The 20,122-nt window shown below is 71.7% G+C and carries 23 protein-coding genes and 1 pseudogene; 11 read left to right on the top strand and 13 right to left on the bottom strand.

Translation table 11 applies throughout. The features are described from left to right. Nucleotides 1–46 precede the first annotated feature (46 nt). Complete coding sequence (yczE, locus tag L1857_RS04540; protein WP_162830578.1) at nt 47–670, top strand: membrane protein YczE; 624 nt, start codon at nt 47–49, stop codon at nt 668–670. On the opposite strand, the gene L1857_RS04535 is transcribed toward yczE, so the two are convergent. Together L1857_RS04535 and L1857_RS04530 are read right to left on the bottom strand one after the other, a co-directional pair. Beyond that, entirely contained in the window at nt 662–1,189 is a 528-nt protein-coding gene (locus tag L1857_RS04535; RefSeq protein ID WP_116111592.1) for a Clp protease N-terminal domain-containing protein, read from the bottom strand. The genes yczE and L1857_RS04535 overlap by 9 nt on opposite strands. Beyond that, a complete protein-coding gene (locus L1857_RS04530) occupies nt 1,189–1,398 on the bottom strand; it encodes a helix-turn-helix domain-containing protein (RefSeq protein WP_094003666.1) in 210 nt (69 codons plus the stop codon). The genes L1857_RS04535 and L1857_RS04530 overlap by 1 nt, the downstream gene beginning before the upstream one ends. Nucleotides 1,399–1,460: 62 nt before the next feature. Between L1857_RS04530 and L1857_RS04525 the strand changes: the two genes are divergently transcribed. The 3 genes from L1857_RS04525 to L1857_RS04515 all read left to right on the top strand — a co-directional run bounded on the left by L1857_RS04525 (nt 1,461) and on the right by L1857_RS04515 (nt 4,850). Continuing rightward, entirely contained in the window at nt 1,461–2,213 is a 753-nt protein-coding gene (locus tag L1857_RS04525; protein WP_116111591.1) for a PP2C family serine/threonine-protein phosphatase, read from the top strand. Nucleotides 2,214–2,332: 119 nt separating this feature from the next. Beyond that, nucleotides 2,333–2,914, top strand: coding sequence for a DUF998 domain-containing protein (locus L1857_RS04520; protein ID WP_240323274.1), 582 nt, complete (start codon nt 2,333–2,335; stop codon nt 2,912–2,914). 76 nt (nt 2,915–2,990) lie between these two features. Continuing rightward, on the top strand, nt 2,991–4,850 hold the full coding sequence (locus L1857_RS04515; protein WP_116111589.1) for a multicopper oxidase family protein: 1,860 nt from the start codon (nt 2,991–2,993) through the stop codon (nt 4,848–4,850). A 51-nt stretch (nt 4,851–4,901) separates the two neighbouring features. Here the strand turns inward: L1857_RS04515 and L1857_RS04510 are convergent, their stop codons facing one another. Then, nucleotides 4,902–5,654, bottom strand: coding sequence for an SDR family NAD(P)-dependent oxidoreductase (locus L1857_RS04510; protein WP_094003662.1), 753 nt, complete (start codon nt 5,652–5,654; stop codon nt 4,902–4,904). A gap of 58 nt (nt 5,655–5,712) precedes the next feature. Further along, nucleotides 5,713–6,258, bottom strand: coding sequence for a CGNR zinc finger domain-containing protein (locus L1857_RS04505; protein ID WP_116111588.1), 546 nt, complete (start codon nt 6,256–6,258; stop codon nt 5,713–5,715). A gap of 44 nt (nt 6,259–6,302) precedes the next feature. Here L1857_RS04505 and L1857_RS04500 point away from each other — a divergent pair, with 44 nt between their 5' ends. Continuing rightward, complete coding sequence (locus tag L1857_RS04500; RefSeq protein ID WP_094003660.1) at nt 6,303–7,139, top strand: alpha/beta fold hydrolase; 837 nt, start codon at nt 6,303–6,305, stop codon at nt 7,137–7,139. On the opposite strand, the gene L1857_RS04495 is transcribed toward L1857_RS04500, so the two are convergent. Next, nucleotides 7,123–7,566: a nitroreductase family deazaflavin-dependent oxidoreductase gene (locus tag L1857_RS04495; protein WP_116111587.1), complete on the bottom strand. Its 444-nt coding sequence runs from the start codon at nt 7,564–7,566 to the stop codon at nt 7,123–7,125. The genes L1857_RS04500 and L1857_RS04495 overlap by 17 nt on opposite strands. 126 nt (nt 7,567–7,692) lie before the next feature. Here L1857_RS04495 and L1857_RS04490 point away from each other — a divergent pair, with 126 nt between their 5' ends. Together L1857_RS04490 and L1857_RS04485 are read left to right on the top strand one after the other, a co-directional pair. Beyond that, nucleotides 7,693–8,373 (top strand): TetR/AcrR family transcriptional regulator, encoded by a 681-nt coding sequence (locus tag L1857_RS04490; RefSeq protein WP_116111586.1) that lies wholly within the window; start codon nt 7,693–7,695, stop codon nt 8,371–8,373. 30 nt (nt 8,374–8,403) lie between these two features. Beyond that, nucleotides 8,404–9,246 (top strand): SAM-dependent methyltransferase, encoded by an 843-nt coding sequence (locus tag L1857_RS04485; RefSeq protein WP_094003657.1) that lies wholly within the window; start codon nt 8,404–8,406, stop codon nt 9,244–9,246. A 94-nt stretch (nt 9,247–9,340) separates the two neighbouring features. Here L1857_RS04485 and L1857_RS04480 read toward each other — a convergent pair whose 3' ends face one another. From L1857_RS04480 to L1857_RS04470, 3 genes are read right to left on the bottom strand one after another with little or no spacing between them, the layout of a single operon-like run. Continuing rightward, the gene (locus L1857_RS04480) at nt 9,341–9,961 is read right to left on the bottom strand and encodes a dienelactone hydrolase family protein (RefSeq protein ID WP_249464514.1); all 621 of its coding nucleotides are present in this window, start codon (nt 9,959–9,961) and stop codon (nt 9,341–9,343) included. Next, on the bottom strand, nt 9,958–10,599 hold the full coding sequence (locus tag L1857_RS04475) for a phosphoribosyltransferase (RefSeq protein WP_094003655.1): 642 nt from the start codon (nt 10,597–10,599) through the stop codon (nt 9,958–9,960). Before L1857_RS04475 ends, L1857_RS04480 begins: the two co-directional genes overlap by 4 nt. 28 nt (nt 10,600–10,627) lie before the next feature. Continuing rightward, nucleotides 10,628–10,915 carry a DUF6343 family protein gene (locus L1857_RS04470; RefSeq protein WP_094003654.1) on the bottom strand — a complete coding sequence of 96 codons (288 nt, stop codon included), beginning with the start codon at nt 10,913–10,915 and terminating at the stop codon, nt 10,628–10,630. Between the two features lie 138 nt (nt 10,916–11,053). Here L1857_RS04470 and L1857_RS04465 point away from each other — a divergent pair, with 138 nt between their 5' ends. After that, the gene (locus L1857_RS04465) at nt 11,054–12,217 is read left to right on the top strand and encodes a glycoside hydrolase family 3 N-terminal domain-containing protein (RefSeq protein WP_116111583.1); all 1,164 of its coding nucleotides are present in this window, start codon (nt 11,054–11,056) and stop codon (nt 12,215–12,217) included. 142 nt (nt 12,218–12,359) lie between these two features. Here L1857_RS04465 and tsrT read toward each other — a convergent pair whose 3' ends face one another. The 5 genes and pseudogenes from tsrT to L1857_RS35330 form a co-directional block, all read right to left on the bottom strand. After that, nucleotides 12,360–14,018, bottom strand: coding sequence for a tryptophan 2-C-methyltransferase (gene tsrT / locus L1857_RS04460; RefSeq protein ID WP_158224394.1), 1,659 nt, complete (start codon nt 14,016–14,018; stop codon nt 12,360–12,362). Between the two features lie 84 nt (nt 14,019–14,102). After that, the gene (locus L1857_RS04455; RefSeq protein ID WP_094003652.1) at nt 14,103–14,387 is read right to left on the bottom strand and encodes a helix-turn-helix domain-containing protein; all 285 of its coding nucleotides are present in this window, start codon (nt 14,385–14,387) and stop codon (nt 14,103–14,105) included. Nucleotides 14,388–14,466: 79 nt separating this feature from the next. After that, entirely contained in the window at nt 14,467–15,465 is a 999-nt protein-coding gene (locus tag L1857_RS04450) for an AraC family transcriptional regulator (RefSeq protein WP_233157074.1), read from the bottom strand. A gap of 164 nt (nt 15,466–15,629) precedes the next feature. Then, on the bottom strand, nt 15,630–16,205 hold the full coding sequence (locus L1857_RS35335) for a PLP-dependent aminotransferase family protein (RefSeq protein WP_283258005.1): 576 nt from the start codon (nt 16,203–16,205) through the stop codon (nt 15,630–15,632). 65 nt (nt 16,206–16,270) lie between these two features. Then, nucleotides 16,271–16,987, bottom strand: a pseudogene (locus L1857_RS35330) (tryptophanase); the annotation flags it as partial. Between the two features lie 167 nt (nt 16,988–17,154). Between L1857_RS35330 and L1857_RS04440 the strand changes: the two are divergent. The 3 genes from L1857_RS04440 to L1857_RS04430 all read left to right on the top strand — a co-directional run bounded on the left by L1857_RS04440 (nt 17,155) and on the right by L1857_RS04430 (nt 20,122). Then, on the top strand, nt 17,155–18,849 hold the full coding sequence (locus L1857_RS04440) for a GGDEF domain-containing protein (RefSeq protein ID WP_116111582.1): 1,695 nt from the start codon (nt 17,155–17,157) through the stop codon (nt 18,847–18,849). Nucleotides 18,850–19,048: 199 nt separating this feature from the next. Then, a complete protein-coding gene (locus L1857_RS04435) occupies nt 19,049–19,321 on the top strand; it encodes a winged helix-turn-helix domain-containing protein (protein ID WP_233157072.1) in 273 nt (90 codons plus the stop codon). A gap of 150 nt (nt 19,322–19,471) precedes the next feature. Beyond that, nucleotides 19,472–20,122, top strand: a complete 651-nt coding sequence (locus tag L1857_RS04430) for a hypothetical protein (protein WP_094003649.1) — start codon at nt 19,472–19,474, stop codon at nt 20,120–20,122.

The raw sequence follows: 20,122 nt of genomic DNA, 5'->3' as shown, positions 1-20,122 counted from the left end.
AGATTGGCTCTGGTTATCCAGTCCACTGGCCCGCAAAGTGGACGCCGTGACTGCAATCGATCTACGGCCGGTGCGCGTCTCGGTCAGCCCCGCGCGCCGGCTCACCCAGCTGATGGCCGGCCTCGCCCTCTACGGCACGAGCATGGCGATGATGACGCGCGCCGGGCTCGGCCTGTCCCCGTGGGACGTCCTGCACGAGGGCCTCGCGCAGCGCACCGGCCTCACCTTCGGCACCGTCGTCGCGCTCACGTCGGTCGGCGTGCTCGCCCTGTGGATCCCGCTCCGCCAGCGCCCCGGGCTGGGCACGGTGGCGAACGTGCTGGTCGTCGCGGTGGCCGTGGACCTGGTGCGCGCCGTCCTGCCCGACCAGCACGCGCTCGGCTGGCGCATCGCGCTGCTGGTCAGCGGCGTCGTGCTCAACGCCGTGGCGACCGCGGTGTACGTGGGTGCCCGGCTCGGCCCCGGCCCGCGCGACGGCTTGATGACCGGGGTGGCCGCCCGCAACCTGTGGTCCGTCCGGGCGGTGCGCACCTGCATCGAACTCACCGTGCTGGCGGCCGGCTGGTTCTTCGGCGGCACGGTCGGCGCCGGAACCGTGCTCTACGCGCTCGCCATCGGGCCGCTCACCCAGGCCCTGCTCCGCCACGTCACCTGGCGCGAGTCACGCTAACGCCTGCCGGACCCGCCGCGCGTCCACGTCGAACCGGGCGAGCACGTCGGCGGCGGGTCCGCGCAGCGCGGTGAGGGCGAGCAGGATGTGCTCGGACCCGAGTTCCTTGCCGCCCAAGGAAATCACCTCCTTCAGGCACACCTGCAGCACCTTCTTCGACTCGTCGGCGAACGGGATGTGCCGCCGTTTCCGCCCGCCGGTGCGGCCGGCGAGCGCGTGCGGGCCGTGCGCCTGCTCGACGCGGTCGAGGATCGCGTCCACGTCGATGCCGAACTCGCCGAGCGCCTCGGCGTCGGCCTCGGTGATACCGCCCCGGCGCCGCACCCGCGCGGTTTCGGCGGCGACGTCGTCGAGCGCCACGCCGAACCGGGTCAGCAGCCGGCCGGCCCCGCTGTCCGGGAAGCGCAGCAGCGCGACCAGCAGGTGCAGCGGATCGATCCGCGGCGAATCCAGGCGGATCGCGTCCTGCTGCGCCTCGACGACCACCTCGCGGGCGTCCGCGGTGAACTTCTCGAACATCACTGCCTCCCGTACTTCTTGTGCACGGCCTGCCTGCTCACGCCCAGCTCCGCCGCGATGTCCTGCCACGACCAGCCCTGCGCCCGCGCGCTGCGCACCTGGACGGCCTCGAGCTGTTCGAGCAGCCGCCGCAGCGCGGCCACGGCACGCAGGCCGACCCGCGGATCGCGGTCGCCGGCGCGGGCGGCCAGGTCGGTTGCCTTCGTCATGATGTCAACCTACGTTGACATCCGGATGTCGTCAACCCAAGTTGACAGCTAGGGTCGGGCGGGTGATCCACGTCGCCGAGCGGCCCGGCGTCGGCCTCGACGGCCGGCCCCGCCCCACGGAGGACCGCGTGGTCGTGCTCGGCCACGCCGTCGCGGTGCTCGACGGCGCCACCTCGGCCGATCCGGACCAGCCCTCCGGTGGCTGGTACTCCGAGCACCTGGCGGCCGAACTCGCCCACGAACTGACCGGCGACGGCGACCTGCGCGCGGCTCTGCGCAGAGCGATCACCGGTGTCACGCGGAAACACGACCTGCGCCCCGGATCGGCTCCGTCGAGCACGGTCGCGATGCTGCGCTGGGACACCGAGCGCGTGGACGCCCTGGTGCTGGCCGACAGTCCGATCGTCGCCTTTGGACGGTCCGTCGACGTGCTCGCCGACGAGCGGCTGGACACGCTCCGGAGGACCGGACGGTTGCGGACGCAGGAAGCCGTGCGAGCGCTGCGCAACCAGCCCGGCGGGTTCTGGGTCGCCGAAGCCGATCCCACGGCCGCCGCCCACGCACTGACCCGCAGCTGGCCGCGCGCCGAACTGGACGCCGTCCTGCTCGCCAGCGACGGCGTGTCCTGCGGCGTCGACGACTACGGCCTGTTCACCTGGCCCGAAGCCTTGCACCTGGCGCGCACCCACGGCGTGGACGCGGTGCTCGACGGCGTCCGCGCGGCCGAGGACGACGATCCGGACGGGGCGCGGTGGCCGCGGGCCAAGCGCCACGACGACCAGGCGCTGGTGCTCGTCGAGTTCGGGCGGCCCTAGGGGAAAGATCGGGGACTTCTCCGGATCTTCCGCGGCCCGCGCGGCGGAAAGCTGTTCACATGGGGATTTCCGGAGCTTCACCGGGCGAAAGAGCCCGGCCCTGGCTGCTCGTTGCGAACGTGGCGATCGGCTGGGGACTGTTCACCGCCGTCATCCTGCACGTGGTCAGCGGTCGCAACCCGGTGTGGGACACGCTGTCCAGCTACGCGCTCGCGGAGGGTGGGGTCGGCCTGCTCGGCGCGAGCATGATCGCGATCGCCGTCGGGTCGGTCGCGTTGCTGACCGCCGTCAAGGCCGCCGGCCACCGGCTCAGCCGGACCACCCAGGTGCTGTTCTGGGCCTGGTCGACCGGGCTCGTCGCGGCCGCGTTGTTCCCCGCCAGCTACCCGGAGCGGTTCGACCCGGTCAGCGGGCAGATCCACGAATACGCCTGCGCCATCGCGTTCCTGAGCCTGGCCGCACTCGGCTGGACCCTGCCCGCCCGGCTGCGGACCCACCCGGCGATCACCCGGCTCACGCTGCTGACGCTCGGCGGCGTGCTCCTGTTCGGCGTGAGCTACCTGGTGCCCGGCGTGCTGCCCGTCGGCCTGGCCCAGCGGCTCGCGCTCGCCGCGGACATCGGCCTGCTGATCACGATCGCCCGCGCGGTCGCGATTCCGGCGCCGTTTCCCGCGAAACCGCGGGAGCGTGTATCCAGCTGACCCCCGGCGCCCTCTGTGTCAGCAAGGGCCGGGATGACCCGGCCGACACCGGGGGCTTTCTGGGGGGAAAGACTTCATGACCGACGTCATCACGCAACCAGCAACGACCGTCACCGGGCCGGACTTCGGCCTCACCAAGTTCGCCGACCCGCTGCGGGTGCCGCCGCTGATCCGGCCGCACTCGTGGTGGCACCAGGACGAAATCACCATCGACATGGTCCGCGCGCGCGTCCGGCTGCACAGCCAGCTGCCGGAAACCGAGGTGTGGGCCTACGAGGGCCAGTTCCCCGGCCCGACCATCGAAGTGCGCAGCGGCAAGCAACTGCGCGTCAACTGGAGCAACGGCATCGACGGCACCATCCCGGTGGTCGCCGTCCAGCAGCACGCCGAACTCACCGACATTACCGCGCCGGTGCGCACGCCCGGCTGGCGCAACCCGGACGGCTCACCGCTGCCCGGCGCCGAGATCATCGACGGGGTGTCCGCGCTGCCCGCGTGGACCGCGGTGCACCTGCACGGCGCGCGCACCGGCGGTGGCAACGACGGCTGGGCGCACAACGGCGTGCTGCGCCAGGCCGCCCAGCTCGCCGAGTACCCGAACGGGCAGCCCTCGGCGACGCTCTGGTACCACGACCACGCGATGGCGGTGACCCGGTTCAACGTCTTCGCCGGGCTCACCGGGATGTACCTGATCCGCGACGCCGAGGAGGACGCGCTCGGCCTGCCCGCCGGGGACCGGGAGATCCCGCTGATCATCACCGACCGCAACCTCGACACCGACCCCGCCACCGGCGCGCTGACCGGGCAGCTGCTGTTCAAGATCCCGTTCATCACGCCGGCCGGACCGGACGGGCCTAAGGTGCCGATCCCGTTCACCGGGCCGTTCACGCTGGTCAACGGCGTCATCTGGCCGCACCTCGAAGTCGACGCGCGCTGGTACCGCTTCCGCGTGCTGAACGCGTCGAACTCGCGGTTCTACCGGCTCAACCTCATCGACGAGACCGGCACCGTCAACAACGACGGGGTGCGGATCATCGGCACCGACGGCGGTCTGCTGCCCGCGCCGGCCGCGTTCCCGGCGGACGGCCTGGTGCTGGCGCCCGCCGAGCGCGCGGACGTGCTGATCGACTTCAGCCGGTACCAGGGGCAGAACCTGACGTTGCGGGACACGCTGGCGGACCGCACCGAGCCGGACGTCATGCAGTTCCGGGTCGAGAACCGGGAGCGGCACGACTCGTTCACGCTGCCGGAGGTGATCTCACCGTCGTACGTGCGGCTGCACCACGGGACGACGGTGCCGGAGGACCACGACCACGTCTTCGTCGCGCTCGTCCCGCCCGGCACGGCGGGCGAGGCGCACCCGCAGATGTGGGAGCTGCAGGAGGTCACCGATCCGGCGGAGATGCCCGCGCGGTTCCCGGCCGAGGGGTTCATCCAGCTGACCGACCCGGCCGACGGCGCGGTGCGGACGTTCCGGATGGTCGCGAGCCTGTTCGACGACACCACCACGTTCTTCATCGACCACGACCGGTGGGCGATCTGGAACTTCGTCAACCTGGGCGGGCCAACCCACCCGATGCACATCCACCTGGCCGAGTTCCAGGTCCTGACGCGCCGCGCCTACCCGCTGGACGCGGCGGGGAACGTGATCGGGTTCGACACCGTCGCCGGCGGGACGCCCGCGCCGCTGCCGGTGCCGGGCGAGGGCAGGCCGCTGGAGAAGTACGAAGAGGGCTGGAAGGACACCTTCCAGGTGCAGGCCGGCGAGTGGGTCAGCGTGGCCGGGCACCACACCGGGGCGACCGGTGAGTTCATGTACCACTGCCACATCCTCGACCACGAGGACGAAGGCATGATGCGGCCGTTCGTCGTGCACCCGCCCGAGGTGGCGCGGTTCCACGTCCACCCCGGGGCTTCTCATGGGGGCGGTCACTGAGGTGACCGGGCCGGCGGCGTCCCTGGGTGCGGGGCGCCGCCGGTTGCCGCGTCAGTACGCGGTGCGGCCGCCGTCGACGACGATCGTCGTGCCGGTGACGTAGCGGGCCTGCGCCGAGATCACCCAGGCGACGAGATCGGCGACGTCCGCCGGTTCCCCGGCGAAGCCCAGGGGCGTCTCCTTCACCGGCCCGACAGCGGCGGTGTAGTCCGGGCTGCGGCTGGTCCCGGTGGCGATGTCCCCGGGCGCGATGCCGACGACCCGGACCCCGTGCGGGGCGAGGTCGCAGGCGAGCGCGCGGGTCAGTCCGCCGAGCCCGGCCTTGCTCGCCACGTACGCCGGCACGTCGCGCTGGGCCTGGAATTCGGCGATCGAGCTGATGTTGACGATCACGCCCTGGTTCAGGACGAGCTGGGTGAACGCTTCGCGGGCCAGGCGCAGCGGCGCCTTGAGGTTGGTGTCGATGACCCGGTCGATCAGCTCGTCGGCGGCGCTTTCCACCGGGCCGAAGGCCGCGGAGCCGCTGATGCCGGCGTTGTTCACGAGGACGTCGAGCCGCCCGAAGTGCCGCACGCACTCGGCCACCGCGTCGCGGCAACCGGTTCCGGTGGCGAGGTCGTGCGCGCCGACCTGGATCAGCTCGTGGAACGGGTGCTCGGCGAACAGTTTCCGGCCGACGCTGGCGTCCTCTTCGGTCCGCTGGACCACGTAGACGGTCATCTTCTCGGTGGCCAGCCGGGAGGTGATCTCGGCGCCGATGCCCGTGGCGCCGCCGGTCACCAGGGCGGTCCGTTGCGCACCCATCCCCGCCACCGCCTCTCTGAAACGTGCGTTTCAAACTACAAGGCGGGGTGGACGAGCGTCAACGGCCGCGGGTGCGGGCGTAGTGCGCGCGGGCCTTCGCCCGATTGCCGCACCTCGACATGGAGCACCACTGGCGGTTGCGCTTCGGCGAGGTGTCCGCGAACCGCAGCCCACAGTCGTCGTACGCGCAGATCCGGACGTCGGCGTCACTGGTCGCCAGGTCGATCGCGTCGACGGCGAGGGAACCGAGAGCGCCTTCCACGGGATCGCGGGCGTCCAGCCGCCGGCGCGGGACACCGTCCCCGTCGATGCGCAACTGGGGCACCGGAGCCTGGCGCGCGTGCCGGTTCAACAGCAGGACATCGGCCGGCCGCCCCGCACGCCGGGTCACCCGGTCGACGGCTTCCCGCAGCGCGATCGCCGCCTCCAGCGCCTCGGGCGAGGCGGGCTCCGGCCGCGGCAGCAGACCCGCCAGCACCAGCCACTCCACCAGCGCGGACGGCGAGGTCAGCAGCTCACGGCCGCCGCGGTGCCGGTCCCGGAGCGTGTTCACCAGGTCCACGCATGGACGGCCACCGTCGAAAACCCACTGCGTCCTCACCACGACCAGGGTACTCTAACCCCTATAACCGGTTAGAAAGGTGAGAGATGGATTCGCACATGGCGACGGTCAACGGCATCCGCATGCACTACCGGCGAGCGGGCGAGGGACCGCCGGTCGTCCTGCTGCACGGCTGGCCCCAGACCTCCTACTGCTGGCACCGGATCTTCGGCGCGCTCGCGCAGGACCACACCGTCATCGCGCCCGACCTGCGCGGCTACGGGCTCACCGACAAGCCGCGCACGGGCTTCGACAAGCGCACGATGGCCGCCGACGTCTCGGCGTTGCTGCACGAACTCGGCTTCACGTCGGCCAGCGTCGTCGGGCACGACCGGGGCGGCCGGGTCGCGCACCGGTGGGCACTGGACCGCCCGGACGAGGTCGAGCGGCTGGCCGTGCTCGACATCATCCCGACCCGCGAGATGTGGCGGCGGCTCGACGCGGGCGTCGCCCGCGGCTACTGGCACTGGCTGTTCCACCTGCAGCCGGACCTGCCGGAACTGCTGGCGGGCAAGGACATCCCGGCCTACCTGGGGTACTTCTTCGAGCGCTGGACCTACCAGCGGCAGGGCCTGGCCCCGGACGCGGTCGCCGAGTACGTCCGGGCGTTCTCCGCGCCGGGCGCCCTGCGCGCCGGGTTCGACGACTACCGCGCGTCCTTCCCGGACGACGCCGAGCACGACGACGCCGACGCCGGACGCAAGCTCACCATGCCGGTCCTCGCGCTGTGGGGACAGACCGGGCTCCTCGGCACACTGCCCACATTGGACATCTGGCGGGACTACGCCGAGAACGTCACCGGCGAGGGACTGCCCGAGTGCGGACACTTCCTCGCCGAGGAGCAACCGGAGGCCGTCCTCGCGCACCTCAAGCGCTTTCTGTGATCCGGAAGACCGGGAAGCCGGGCGCGACGTTCCGCAGCACCTCGTCGGACGAGGTGTGGTCGACCCCCTCGAAGAACCGGCCGACCTCCCACGCCCACCGCTTCAGGTAGGCGCGCAGGATCACCGGCTTGTCCTCGTCGGCCAGTTCGGCGAACCGGAACGTCTCGGCCCGGCGCCCGACCCGCAGCTGCCCCTCGCCCGCCGCGCGCAGGTTGCGCACCCACTGCGTGTGCCCGCGCGGCGCGACGAGGTACCGCTGCCCGTCGACCTTCAGCAGGTTCACCGGCGTCGACCGGATCTCCCCGGACTTGCGGCCGCGCACCAGCAGCACCCGGCTGCCGGCCAGGCTCACGCCCAGCTTGGTCAGGAACTGGACGACCACGTTGGCGATGCCATCACCCTTGCCCGGCTTCAGGTAGCGGTTCATTCGGATCTCCCTTCGGCGAGAGCAGCGCTCTCTGTTGAGATCAGTGAACACGCCTTCGCATCTCACTGTCAAGAGCAGCGCTCTCTAATTTGTGCGGCGATCTCCCCACGTGGCAGACTCGGCGGCATGCCAGCCAGCAAGACCGCACGGGAACGGGCTCGCGCCGAACTGACCCGCGAGATCAAGGACGAGGCGCGACGCCAGCTCGCCGAGGTCGGCCCGCACGGGCTGTCCCTGCGCGCCGTCGCCCGCGAGCTGGGGATGGTGTCGTCCGCGCTGTACCGCTACTTCCCCAGCCGCGACCACCTGCTGACCGAGCTGATCATCGACGCCTACAACGAGATCGGCGAAGCGGCCGAGCGCGCCGACGACCCGTCCGCCGAGCCGCGCGACCGCTGGCTGCGCATCTGGCACGGCACCCGGGACTGGGCGAAGCGGAACCCGCACGAGTACTCGCTCATCTACGGCTCCCCCGTGCCCGGCTACCAGGCGCCGCAGGACACGATCACGCCCGCGAGCCGGGTCGCGCAGGCGCTCGTCCGCGTCATGGAGGCCGCCGACCTCGCGCCGGCGATTCCCGGTCCGCCGCTGTCCGGCGAACTGGCCGAGCAGGCCCGCCGGGTCCGGGCCGCGCTCGGCACGTCGCTCGCGGAGGCGGATCTCGTCCGGTTGACGACCGCGTGGACCCACCTCTTCGGCGCGATCAGCTTCGAGCTGTTCGGCCAGTACGCCGGCACGGCCGATCCCGCGGACGCCTATTTCGCCTACACCGCACGGCAACTGGGTGATCTGGTCGGCCTTCCGTGAACGCTTTACGCGTTGTGGCAGACTCGTCACATGGCGGCAGATGACGAGGTGCTGCGGGCCGTCGAGGGAAGCCTCGACCGGCCGTCCGCGGCGCGGGTGTACGACTACTTCATCGGCGGGAACCACAACTACGCGATCGACCGCGCGTTCGGCGACAAGGTGCGCGCCCGGCTCCCGTTGATCCCGGACTCCGCGGTGGCGTGCCGCCAGTTCCTGGGCCGTGCCGTGCGGTACGCGTCGAAGGCGGGGATCAGGCAGTACGTCGACATCGGCTCGGGCCTGCCGACGGCGGGCAACGTGCACGAGGTCGCCGACGAGGCCCGGCCCGAGCGGGACACCACCGTGGTCTACATCGACAACGAGCCGATCGCGCTGGCGCACTCGCAGCTGCTGCTCGCCGACACCGCGGACCCGGACCGCCACCGGGCGATCGCCGGGGACCTGCTGGAGCCGATCGACCTGTGGGAGCGCGTCGGCGAGACGGGCGTGATCGACTTCGACGAGCCGGTGGCGCTGGTGATCAACGCGGTGCTGCACTTCATCAAGGACGAGCAGCGGCCGCACCCGGCGCTGGACTTCTACCGCGACCAGCTCGCGCCCGGCTCGTACCTGATCATGTGCCAGCTGACCGACGAGAACCCGGCCGACGACGAGGAGCGCCGGGCGCTGGACGACCTCAAGGCCTACTACGAGACCACCACGAACCCCGGGCAGTACCGCTCGCGGGAGGAGTTCCTGAAGTTCTACGGCGACTTCGAACTGGTGGAGCCGGGGCTGGTCTACGCACCCGAATGGCACCCCGACGAGCACGCCCTGTTCGCCGAGGCGCCGTCGAAGTCACGCATCCTCGCCGCGGTGGCGCGCAAGCCCTAGGCGCGCTTCCGCGGAGTCCCCGGCCGGATGGGCCGCGCACACATCGCGCACGCGATGGCAGGTGCGTGAAGGCCCCGGCTGAAGCACTGCCACCCTAGGCGACCAGGTGGTCGCTGAACCAGGCGGCCGCCAGCTGGGCCACCCGCTCCAGCGCGCCCTCCTCCTCGAACAGGTGCGTCGCCTTCGGGACGATCTCGATGTCGTACCGGCCGCCCAGCTCGGTGGCCGCCTGCTGGTTCAGCCGCAGCACCTCCCCGTCGCGGGCGCCGACGATCAGCAGCGTCGGGCTCCGCACCCGCGCCAGGGCGTCGCCGGCCAGGTCGGGGCGGCCGCCGCGCGAGACGACCGCCCGCACGCGCTCCGGTTCCGCCGCCGCGGCCCGCAGCGCGGCCGCCGCACCGGTGCTCGCGCCGAACAGGCCCAGCGGCAACCGCGCCGTGTCCGGCCGCCGGGACAGCTCGGCCATCGCCGCGCGCAGGCGTTCGGTCAGCAACTCGATGTCGAACCGCCGGTCGCCGTGGTCCTCGTCCGGGCTGAGCAGGTCGAACAGCAGCGTGGCGAACCGGTTGTCCTGCAGTTCGCGCGCCACCGCGATGTTGCGGGCGCTGCGCCGCGAACTGCCCGATCCGTGGGCGAACACGACGACGCCGATCGCGTCGGACGGCACCGTCAGGTCGCCTTCGAGCCCGGGATCGACGGTGAGCGGAACGGTCATGGCGTCTCCAGCAACTCGATGACCTCGTCGTCCTCGGTCTGGCGGAAGTCGGCGTACCACTGGCCGACGGACCGGAAACCGTGCGGCGCCAGCAGGCACAGCACCTCGTCGGCGTCGCTCTTCAGCGCCGCCGCCGCGTCCGGCGCGCACACCGGCGCGGCGAAGACCAGGCTGTGCGGCCGGTCCGCCCGCAACGCCCGCAGCGCCGCCCGCGCGGTCACGCCGGTCGCCAGCCCGTCGTCGACCACCAGCACGTCCCGTCCGGCCCGCGGCTGCGGCGGGCGTCCGCGCTGGTAGACGACCGCGCGCCGGCGAGCTTCGGCGCGTTCCGCCGCGCAGATGTCCACCAGTTGCGCCGGCCGCAGGCCGAGCATCGACAGGGACCGCTCCTCGTAGTACGCCGGACCGTCCGGGGTGACCGCACCGACGCCGAACTCCGGCTGGCCGGGAGCGCCGATCTTGCGGGCGACCGCGACGTCCAGCGGCGCACCCAGCACCTCGGCCACCGCGTGCCCGACGACCACCCCGCCCCGCGCCAGCCCCAGCACCAGCGGATCGCGCCATTCGCGCTCGCCCAGCAGCTCGCCCAGCTGCACGCCCGCCTCCCGGCGGTCGCGGAACTCGTATCGCCGCCTCATGTCACAGGTCTACCCGGGCGCGGGCGCGTCAACCGGGCTCGCCGCGGCGCTTGCGGTGCACGACCCAGACCAGGTCGATCACCAGCCCCACCGCCACCAGGGACATCAGCACCGTCACCCACCACATCTCGATCGTGGCGAACAGGACGGCGGCCCCGGCGGCGAGGAGGATGCCGATCGCGGCGAGCCAGATCCGCAGCGTCAGCGCGCTGTAGGCGGGCGCGGCGCCACCGAACCCGGCGGTCGGATCGTGGTAGCCGGGCAGGCCCCGCTGGTATTCCTCGCGGGTGCGAGGCCGGTCACGCGGGATTCGCATGCTTCCCGGCTACCCGTGCGTGGGTGAGCACACACGTGCCCGGCCTCACCCGGTCCGGCGACGGCCCGTTTGACCCGCCACCCGCTGGGTTACCGTGGCGGCGAACCCCATTCCGCCAGGAAGGAACACCGACAGCCGATGAGGCCGGCCCAGCCCCTGACCCGGCGACTGCTGCTCGTCCTGGCCGCCGGGGCCCTGCTCGCCGCCGTGGTCGTCTACGCCAGCGGCGACGAAGCCGAGCAGCAGCCCCCGGCCGCCGCGCCGACCGCCCCGCCCACACCGCAGCCGCGCATCGCCGCGGCCGAGGGGCCGGACGCGTGCGCGACCGTGATCGGCCAGCTCACGCCCCGCCAGCGGCTCGCGCAGCTGGTGGTCGTCGGGGTCGACGCGTCGGATCCGCGCGGTGCGGCCGACCTGGTGCGCGCCGAGCAGATCGGCGGCATCTTCCTCGGCGGCAACGCCACCGCGCTGCTCCAGAACAAGGCCCTCGACCAGGTCCAGCAGGCCGCGCGGCTGCCCGTCTCCGTCGCGATCGACGACGAGGGCGGCCGGGTCCAGCGGCTCGACGACCTGGACGGCTCGATCCCCAGCGCCCGCAAGATGGCCGCGACCATGACGACCGACGAGGTCCGCCAACTCGCCCGTGAGCGCGGCCGGGCGATGGCCGCGCGCGGGGTGACCGTCGACTACGCGCCGGTCCTCGACCTCACCGACGCCGCGGCCGGCGAGGTCATCGGCGACCGCTCGTTCAGCGCCGACCCGGACACCGCCCGGCGCTACGCCCAGGCCTTCGCGGCCGGCCTGGCCGACGCCGGGATCCAGCCGGTGCTCAAGCACTTCCCCGGCCACGGACGCGCCACCGGCGACTCGCACCAGGGCGCGGTGACCACTCCGCCGCTGGACGAACTGCGGGACAACGACCTGCGGCCGTACCGGCACCTGGCGGAGTTCGGCGACGCCGCCGTGATGGTCGGCCACCTCGACGTGCCGGGCCTGACCGGTGGCGAACCCGCGTCGCTGTCCCCGGCGGCCTACCGGCTGCTGCGTGGCGAGTTCGGCTTCGACGGCCCGGTCCTGACCGACGACCTGGGCGCGATGAAGGCCGTGACCCAGCGCTACCCGCTGCCGCAGGCGGTGGTGAAGGCCGTGCAGTCCGGCGCGGACCAGGCGCTGTGGTCCTCGGGCGGCCGGGTGTCGACGGTGCTGGACGCGATGGAGAAGGCGGCGGCCGACCGGACGCTGTCCGCGGACCGGGTGACCGACGCGCTCACCACGGTCCTGCGCGCCAAGCACGTGTGCTGAGAGCGGGGCGGCTGCGCCGGCCGGCTCCTCGACGCTGAGGAACCGGCCGACGCAGCGGGATCTGGGGCGTATCGCCGCGGCAAAGTCTACGTAACCTTCGCGGCAGCTCAAGGTCTCGTGTTCGGATCGAAATAGTCCCTGGTCAGGCCACCGCGCCCGACATGATCGCGTGCCGGTGCGGCCAGTGCGACCAGAACGCGCCGGTGTAGCCGAGCTCGATGAGCTTGAGCAGGAACGGGTTGTCCGCGTAGTTGTTGTCGTCCTCGGTGAGGCCGGGCAGCGTCGGCAGCATGACGCGGTGGTACTCCGACGACGGCACGAGGTCCCACAGCAACCGCACGCTGTTGACCCACCGGCCGTTCGGCGCGGCGATCGTCGCCGGGTCCTCGGGCAGGTCCGGGGACAGGAAGTAGACCGGCCGGAAGCGCCCGGCGTCGTCGAACGCGAACTGCCGCTCGTACTCGACGATCGACGCGCACATCGCCCGCGGTTTGAGCACGATCGGCTCGACCGCCGAGTCCGACTGCAGACCGGGCAGAGTGCGCCGGCCGGCACACCGCTCGGCCATCCGGATCCCCAGCGGCGAGTACGGGAACGCGCGGATGCCCAGGCTGTAGCCGGCGACCGCGACGTCCAGGTCGAGGGTGCGGCGGACGGCGTCGGTCATCGTCGCGGCCGTCTCCCCCGGCATGCCGAGCAGGACCTCGACCATCACCGGCAGCTCGGCCTTCGCGATCCGGGCGCACAGCGCGCGCACGTCGTCGAAGGTGTAGAACCGGCGGCCGCCGCCGGAGACCTTCCAGCCGTCGAGGACGTCGTCACGCACGTGGTCGGGGGCGAGGTTGATACCCGCGCACCCGGCCCGCACCAACAGGTCGAGCAGCTCGTCGTCGAACGGCGTGGGCTGCGCGTAGATCCACAGCTTCAGGTTGTGCAGCGGCGTGGAGTGATCGGTGTCCTTGCGCCGGATGATCTCCCGCAGCACGTTCTTGCTGTGCGCGATCACGAGGTTGAACTCGCTGTCCGTGGTGTGCAGGTCGTATACACCTTGTGCGGTCAGCGCTTCCATCTCGTCGACCACGGATTCCACCGCGCGGCGCGTGAAGTACGTGCCCTTCGCGTCCGGCTCGACGCAGTGCGCGCACGAGTAGGCGCAGCCGTTCTTGGTGAGGATGTTGCCCAGCCCGCCGCCGCGGTAGTACCGCAGGTTGTCGACCTTCCACGGCACGCCGGAGCGGCGGGTGTAGCTCGTGGTCGCGTTGAGCGGTGAGGCCAGCGGACGGCCGCGGCGGCCGAGCTTCGGCACGATCTTCTCCACGCGCCCGCCGCCGCGGTTGACCAGCAGCCCGGGCACGGTGTCCGGCGAATTCCCGGACAGCAACGCGTTCGCCAGACCGACGATGATTCCTTCCCCCGGCCCCTTCACCCCGAACGGAATGTCGAAATAGTCGACCAACGCGAACGGCATCGAGGAAAATCCGACACCGCCCGCGATGATCGGGGCCGCGCTGAGCGTTTTGATCTCGTCGATGATCGCCCGGTGGTCGGCCAGGAAACCGCGTTGCTGCTGCGCGTAGATCGTGTCGGTGTTGCGCACCGTCACGCCGACCAGCATCGGCTGGTGGCGCCCGAAGTACTCGCGCAGGACGGTCCCCCAGTCGTCCCGCCGGAACGTCAGGTCCACGACGTCCACATCGAACCCGTCGGCCTCCAGGGAGGTGGTCAGGATGTCCAATGCGTACGGCGTGATCGGGGGATGGACGAGATTCGGGTTGACCAGCGTGACCAACGACTTTCCCATGGCGACTCCCACTCCTGCACCAGAACAGCGAAACGGTCGCTGCAAAAATGGCAAAAGCGGGATCGGGAAATCAGGGGTTGTGTTTCACTGGAGCCGTCGCCACTGTTTCGCCGTTCGCGCCGCCGCCCGCAACTCGTCCGGAGGCACGTCGAGCACCCGGCTCAGGTGGCGCTGCCAGTACGGGCCGGGTACCCGCTTGCCCCGTTCCCAGCGCGAGACCTCGCCACGGCCCAGGCTTTCGTTGCCCGAGACCGTGACGAGCTCGTCCGCGAGCTGGTACTGGGTGAGCCCGCGCTCGTGCCGGGCGGACCGGATCAGCCGGCCGATCGGCATCGAGTCGCGGGCAGCCACGGCAATCTCGCCGCTCATGACACGGAAACTCGGCGCGCCATCCGGCCGGCCCGGCCCGTCCGGCGCGCAGTCTCGAAATCACACACGATTCGCCCCTTCACACTCGAGTCGGACGGCCAGGCCGTCTGTGCAGCGTCGCGTTGGGTGACTCACCGAACCGGTCCCGGTAGGCCGCCGCGAAGCGGCCGTGGTGCATCAGCCCGTACTTGCTCGCGACTTCCCCGACTGTCGTGACCTCCACCTGAGCGGCCGACAACTCGTCGTGCACCCGCTGCAGCCGCACCCCGCGCAGGTACTCGCTGGGCGAACTGCCCAGCTGCTCCCGGAAGGCCTTCTGCAGCGCCCGCACGCTCACCCCGGCCTCGTGCGCCAGGCTCGCCGGGGTGTGCGGGGCCTCCGGGCGGCTGTGGATCAGATCGAGCGCCTCCCGCAACGAGCGCGAGGGCAGCGGACGGTCCCGGCCCTCGATCATCGCGGTGTAGTTGTGCGGCTGCGCGAGCAGCAGCCCGGTGATCAGGTTGCGCTCGAACTGCGCCACGGCGGCCGGGTGGGTGAGCATCGTGTCCGGCTGGTCCAGCTCCGACACGCCGTAGGCCAGCTCCCGGTACCAGCTGCGGCCGTAGCCGCGGGTGATGTCCATGCCCAGCCGGAACCGCACCGGTTCCGGCACCGAGCCGCCGATCAGCTCGGCCAGGCGCGCCTCCAGCGCCGGCCGCTCGATCCGGATGACGAACTGGGCGCAGTCACCGGACAACCGCATCCGCAGCGGATCGTCCGCGCCCACCACGCCGGCCGTGTCCGGTGCGGTGCTGGTCTGCTCCCGCCCGCACTGGACCATGCCCCGGCCGATCACCGGAGCCAGGACGACGAAGAAGGAGCCGAGCTCGCCCGGCTCGACGCGCACGTCGGTGCCGTAGGCGACCACCGCGATCGCCACGTTCTCCAGACGGCGGCAGTTGACCCTGGTGTTCAGCCGCGGGTTGCGGCCGACGGTGTTCATCGAGTGCGGGCAGAATATGCGGCCCACCCGCTCGCGGGTGTCGTCGACATCGCGCGAGTGGAAGAGCCGGTACTTGTCCAACGGCAGTACTGTCATGTCCCGGGCAGTCGAAAAAGATCAACGTACGGTGGCGCCGACTCCCATACACCTCCACTGCACCACTCTCCGTTGTTGGCCGTTCAATTGCTACCGACGAACGGGCGAATTTGCTGACTGCAATTTGCATCCGTCGCGTCGCACCCCGTTGATCAGGGGTTTTACTACTCGGCGGCCGGTCGCAGGACCGCCGTGAACTGTCGTAGCGCACCTCCCTGCTCCACGATGTGGTAACCGGTCAACTGGTCCGCCTTCGACCAGACGGTCTCGGCGACGTCGACGACGTATTCCAGGTGGCTGAGCGTGTAGACCCGGCGCGGCAACGTGAACCGCACCAGCTCGCGCGGCGCGGGCACGTCCGGCCCGCCGTCGGGGTCCCGGTGGCCGAAGACCAGCGTGCCCAGCTCGGTGACCCGCACCCCGCCGGCCAGGTAGAGCTCGTTGGCGACGGCGGTGGCCGGCAGCTGCTGCGGCGCGATGTGCGGCAGCATCGCGCCCGCGTCCACGTAGACCGCGTGGCAGCCGGTCGGCTGCAGCACCGGCAGGCCGGCCAGGCCCAGCTGCTCGCCGAACCAGCGCGCGCACTCGGCGCGGTAGCGCAGGTAGTCCGGCTCGGTGACCTCCAGCAGCCCCTGCGCAAGCGCTTCCAGATCACGCCCGGCGAGCCCGCCGTAGGTCGGGAAACCCTCGAACGCGATGAGCTGCTCGCGGGCCCGGGCGGCCAGACCGGCGTCGCGCAACGCGACGAGCCCCCGATGTTGGCCATCCCGTCCTTCTTGAGGCTGGCCCAGCAGCCGTCCGCGAGTTCGAAGACCACGCGGGCGACCTCGCGCGGCGTCAGGTGCGCGTAGCCGTCCTCGCGCTCGGTGATCAGGTACGCGTTCTCCGCGAACCGCGACGCGTCCAGGTACAGCGGGATGCCGTGGGCGTCGCAGAGCTGGCGGACGGCCTTCACGTTGCGCACCGAGACCGGCTGCCCGCCGCCGGCGTTGTTCGTGATGGTGAGGACGACGCACTTCACCCGGTCGGCCGAGCGGCGCAGCAGGTCCCGCAACCGGCCGGTGTCCAGGTCCCCGCCGAACGGGTTCAGCTCGCCCGGCCCGACCGGCACCGGCAGGTCGACGGCCTGCGCGCCGGCGGCTTCCACGGCCGCGCGCGTGCTGTCGAAGTGCGTGTTGCTCACCGAGATGTCACCGGGACGCAGCAGCAGGCCGAGCAGGATCCGCTCGGCCGCCCGCCCCTGGTGGACCGGCAGGATCTCGGCGTAGCCGGTCAGGTCGCGCACGACGGCCTCGAACCGCTCGAACGAGCGGGCGCCCGCGTAGGACTCGTCGCCCAGCATGAGCGCGGACCACTGCGCGGCTGACATCGCCGCCGTGCCGGAATCGGTCAGCAGGTCGATCGTGATCGCACGGGCCGGGACGCGGAAGAGGTTCCAGCCGGCCGACACGAGCGCGTCCCGGCGTTCCGCCGCGGTGGGGAACGGGATCGGTTCGACGGCCTTGATGCGGAACGGCTCCATGAAGGGCGGCACGGGCAGCTCCTCGCTGGTCAATTCGGACAACCAGACCAGCCTGGTGCGATCGCGGGCCGCGACGGTAGGGGCCAGTTCGCCTCCCGTGGTGAGCTGGGCCACAATCGGCGCGCGATCCGGCCGTCCCGGCCCCGCGGCGGCGGAGGATTCACGGTGTGCCAGCAGCGGCCGACGACGTGGGCTTCGCCTTCCAACCGCTCTACAGCCTGAACACCGGCGGCGTCGTCGGTGTGGAAGCCCTCGCCCGGCCGGCCGCCGGGCGCGTCCACGACCTGCTGCGGGCCGCCCAGCGCCGCGGGCGGCTGGTCCCCGTCGACGCCGGTCTGGCCGCGCAGGCGGTGCGCGCCGAGGCGGCTCACGAGACGCTGCTGCCCCTGCACCTGAACCTGACCGCGTTGTCGGCCGCGGCGCCGCAGCTGGTGCTGGACCCGCTGCTGGAGTCGCTCGGGCACACCGGGCGCCGCCCGCGCGAGATCGTCCTGGAGATCGGCGCGCCGTTCCACGGGGTGTCGCCGAAGGCGCTGCTGGCCGGGATGCAGCGGTTCGGCGAGCTGGGGTTCCGGCTGGCCTTCGACGGGCTCGGCGCGGGCGACCTGCCGCTGAACCTGCTCGCCGAGGCACGCGTCGACCTGGTCAAGCTCGACCGCACGGCGTTGCGCCGGCTGCCCGGCGAGGACGCGACGGTCGCGCTGGTCGAATCGCTCGTGCACTTCACCTCGCGGACCGGCATCCGGCTGGCGGCGACCGGCATCGAGGCCGAGGAGCAGCTCGCCACCGTGCGCCGGCTGGGCGTGCGGATCGTGCAGGGCAACCTGTTCGCCCCGGCCCGTGCCGGCGCGATGCCCGCCGGACTGGTCACGGCTCCCCCGGAGCCGGCGCTGCCGGTGCCGCTGACCCCGACGACGGCGCCGCGCGTGGACGACTTCCGGCACCCCGCGACCACCCTGCCCGAGGACGCGACGTGCGACGACGTCCGGCGGGTGCTGCTCGACCAGGACGCGCCGAGCGGGATCGTCGGGCTGGACCGTGCCGGGCGGCCGCGCTGGTCGATCGACCGGGCCCGGTTCCTGCTGGACCTGACCGGCCCGTTCGGGCACGCGCTGCACGCGAACAAGGCGGCCGCGCGGCTGGCCGACCCGCCGCGCACGATCCGCACCGGCGCGGGCGCGCTGGAGCTGCTCGACCTGGTCGCCGACGCCGGCCTGACCCGCAGCGGGGACGACATCATCGTGGTCGGCCCGGACGGCGAGTGCCTCGGCGTGGTGTTCGTGACCGAGATCGTGCGCGCGATGGCCGAGGCGAAGATCGAGGAGGCGGCCGCGCTGAACCCGCTGACCCGGCTGCCCGGCAGCGACACGGTCGCCCGCGAGGTCGACCGGCGGATCGCCGCGGGCCGCCCGCTGGTCGTGGCGTGGCTGGACGTCGACTCGTTCAAGCGCATCAACGACACGGTGGGCTTCGCGGCGGGCGACGACCTGATCCGCGCGCTGGGGCGGGCGTTGACGGACCTCGCGGCGAAGCTGCGCAGCGTCACGGTGAGCCACGTCGGCGGCGACGACTTCCTGATCGCGTGCGACATCGACGAGATCCCGGCCGTCGCGGACACCCTGCTGGGCACCCCGTGGACCGCCGAGCACCTGTCGGTCACGGTGTCACTGGCGACGGTCGTGTGCGCGGGCACGGCGGCGAAGTCCTACCGCGAGGTCTCGCGGCTGCTGGCGCCGCTGAAGAAGCGCGCGAAGGACGTGCCCGGGTCGAGCTGGGTGAACAGCTGGCCGGGCACCGACCGTTTCGAGATCCTGCGCGGACAGGGCCATGACCCGTTGCGGGCGCCGAATCAAGTCCGGTGAGAAATGTGCGCCCATTTTGGCTAACCCAGCTGGGTGACGTCAGTGAACAACTGACGAATTCGGCACCCGTTTCGCATTTCCCCGCCCGGTAGGGTGACAGTGCGCGTCCTCCCGTGATCAACCCCGTCATAGCGCGCACAGGCGCATCTTGGAGCAACCGTGAAATCCCCGCCTTTTAACGCCGTTCTACCTTCCTCCCGTGACCGTCCCAGACTTCGATCCAGACGCTCCGGGCTACATCTACGAGATGATGGCTGACCACCTCGCGGCCCGCATCGAGGCCGGTGAGCTGCGCCCCAACACGCCACTCCCCGCGGAACGACGGCTGGCGGCGGAGTACGGCGTGTCACTCGGCACGGCCCGCCACGCAACCCACATCCTCCGCGAGCGCGGCCTGGTGTTCACCATCCGCTCAAAGGGCACCTTCATCGCCGACGAGGGCCGCAGAAGAGCGGCTTCGGGGGATTCGTGAACTCTTTTCACTCGTTCTTCCGGGCGGAATTGCGAACCGCGCCGGAAAAGGACCGCGACAGCTCCTCCCGCCCAAGCGGCATTTCCCGCCGCCGTCATCTAGAGTGCGGATGCACGTGCATCTGCATTCGCGCGACGCTGAGGAGGGCTCGTGGTTCCTGATCTGCCTGCGAACCCTCTGTCGATCGAACTCGAGCTGACCCACCGCCGATTCTGGTGGCAGATCGACGACGAGGACGAGCAACCGGAACAATGGGACGTCTCGGCGGACGTCTCGGAGCTGGACGTCTGCCCCGAGGAGCTCCGGCACGTCGGCGACATCGCCCTCGTCATCGCCGATCTGACCAAGGAACGGAACCTGCTGGATTCGGTCGTGCTCGGGGAGTGGGCGCTGGAGTTCATCGCCGAGACGGTGATCGATCCGGACCAGGGCAAGCTGCACCCCGAACTGGACGCGCGCATCAGCCAGGGACCGCCGCGCATGGTGGTCCTGCGGCGCGTCGAACTGACCGAGCCGTGGCGCGGGCACGGTCTGGGTGCCGCACTGATCGCGAGCGCGCTCCGGATCCTGTCGCCGAACGCGCGCCTGGCGGCGTGCCGGGTCTCGCCGCTCGACTTCACCCTCCCCGGCGCGGACCGCATCACCGCGGAACTGTGCAGCCTGCGCGCCGGCGCGATGCTGGAGCGCATCGGCTTCCAACGCTGGCGGGGAGTCCACCTGGTCGACCTGAGAAACCCCGCCCTGGTCGACGCGCGCATGGAGCTGCTGGACCAGTGGTGGCCCGGCCAGGAAGTGGATTGA

The sequence above is a fragment of the Amycolatopsis thermalba genome, from assembly GCF_023376025.1.
GTDB classification, from domain to species: Bacteria; Actinomycetota; Actinomycetes; order Mycobacteriales; family Pseudonocardiaceae; genus Amycolatopsis_E; species Amycolatopsis_E thermalba.
Note: the sequence above shows the minus strand (reverse complement) of the source record. Positions and strands in the feature narration are given on the sequence as shown.

Excerpts from the sequence above, each read along its gene's own strand:
- L1857_RS04535 (WP_116111592.1), bottom strand. The coding sequence starts at position 1,189 with ATGTTCGAGAAGTTCACCGCGGACGCCCGCGAGGTGGTCGTCGAGGCG.
- L1857_RS04530 (WP_094003666.1), bottom strand. The coding sequence starts at position 1,398 with ATGACGAAGGCAACCGACCTGGCCGCCCGCGCCGGCGACCGCGATCCG.
- L1857_RS04515 (WP_116111589.1), top strand. The coding sequence starts at position 2,991 with ATGACCGACGTCATCACGCAACCAGCAACGACCGTCACCGGGCCGGAC.
- L1857_RS04510 (WP_094003662.1), bottom strand. The coding sequence starts at position 5,654 with ATGGGTGCGCAACGGACCGCCCTGGTGACCGGCGGCGCCACGGGCATC.
- L1857_RS04500 (WP_094003660.1), top strand. The coding sequence starts at position 6,303 with ATGGATTCGCACATGGCGACGGTCAACGGCATCCGCATGCACTACCGG.
- L1857_RS04495 (WP_116111587.1), bottom strand. The coding sequence starts at position 7,566 with ATGAACCGCTACCTGAAGCCGGGCAAGGGTGATGGCATCGCCAACGTG.
- L1857_RS04490 (WP_116111586.1), top strand. The coding sequence starts at position 7,693 with ATGCCAGCCAGCAAGACCGCACGGGAACGGGCTCGCGCCGAACTGACC.
- L1857_RS04485 (WP_094003657.1), top strand. The coding sequence starts at position 8,404 with ATGGCGGCAGATGACGAGGTGCTGCGGGCCGTCGAGGGAAGCCTCGAC.
- L1857_RS04480 (WP_249464514.1), bottom strand. The coding sequence starts at position 9,961 with ATGACCGTTCCGCTCACCGTCGATCCCGGGCTCGAAGGCGACCTGACG.
- L1857_RS04475 (WP_094003655.1), bottom strand. The coding sequence starts at position 10,599 with ATGAGGCGGCGATACGAGTTCCGCGACCGCCGGGAGGCGGGCGTGCAG.
- L1857_RS04470 (WP_094003654.1), bottom strand. The coding sequence starts at position 10,915 with ATGCGAATCCCGCGTGACCGGCCTCGCACCCGCGAGGAATACCAGCGG.
- L1857_RS04465 (WP_116111583.1), top strand. The coding sequence starts at position 11,054 with ATGAGGCCGGCCCAGCCCCTGACCCGGCGACTGCTGCTCGTCCTGGCC.
- tsrT (WP_158224394.1), bottom strand. The coding sequence starts at position 14,018 with ATGGGAAAGTCGTTGGTCACGCTGGTCAACCCGAATCTCGTCCATCCC.
- L1857_RS04455 (WP_094003652.1), bottom strand. The coding sequence starts at position 14,387 with ATGAGCGGCGAGATTGCCGTGGCTGCCCGCGACTCGATGCCGATCGGC.
- L1857_RS04450 (WP_233157074.1), bottom strand. The coding sequence starts at position 15,465 with ATGACAGTACTGCCGTTGGACAAGTACCGGCTCTTCCACTCGCGCGAT.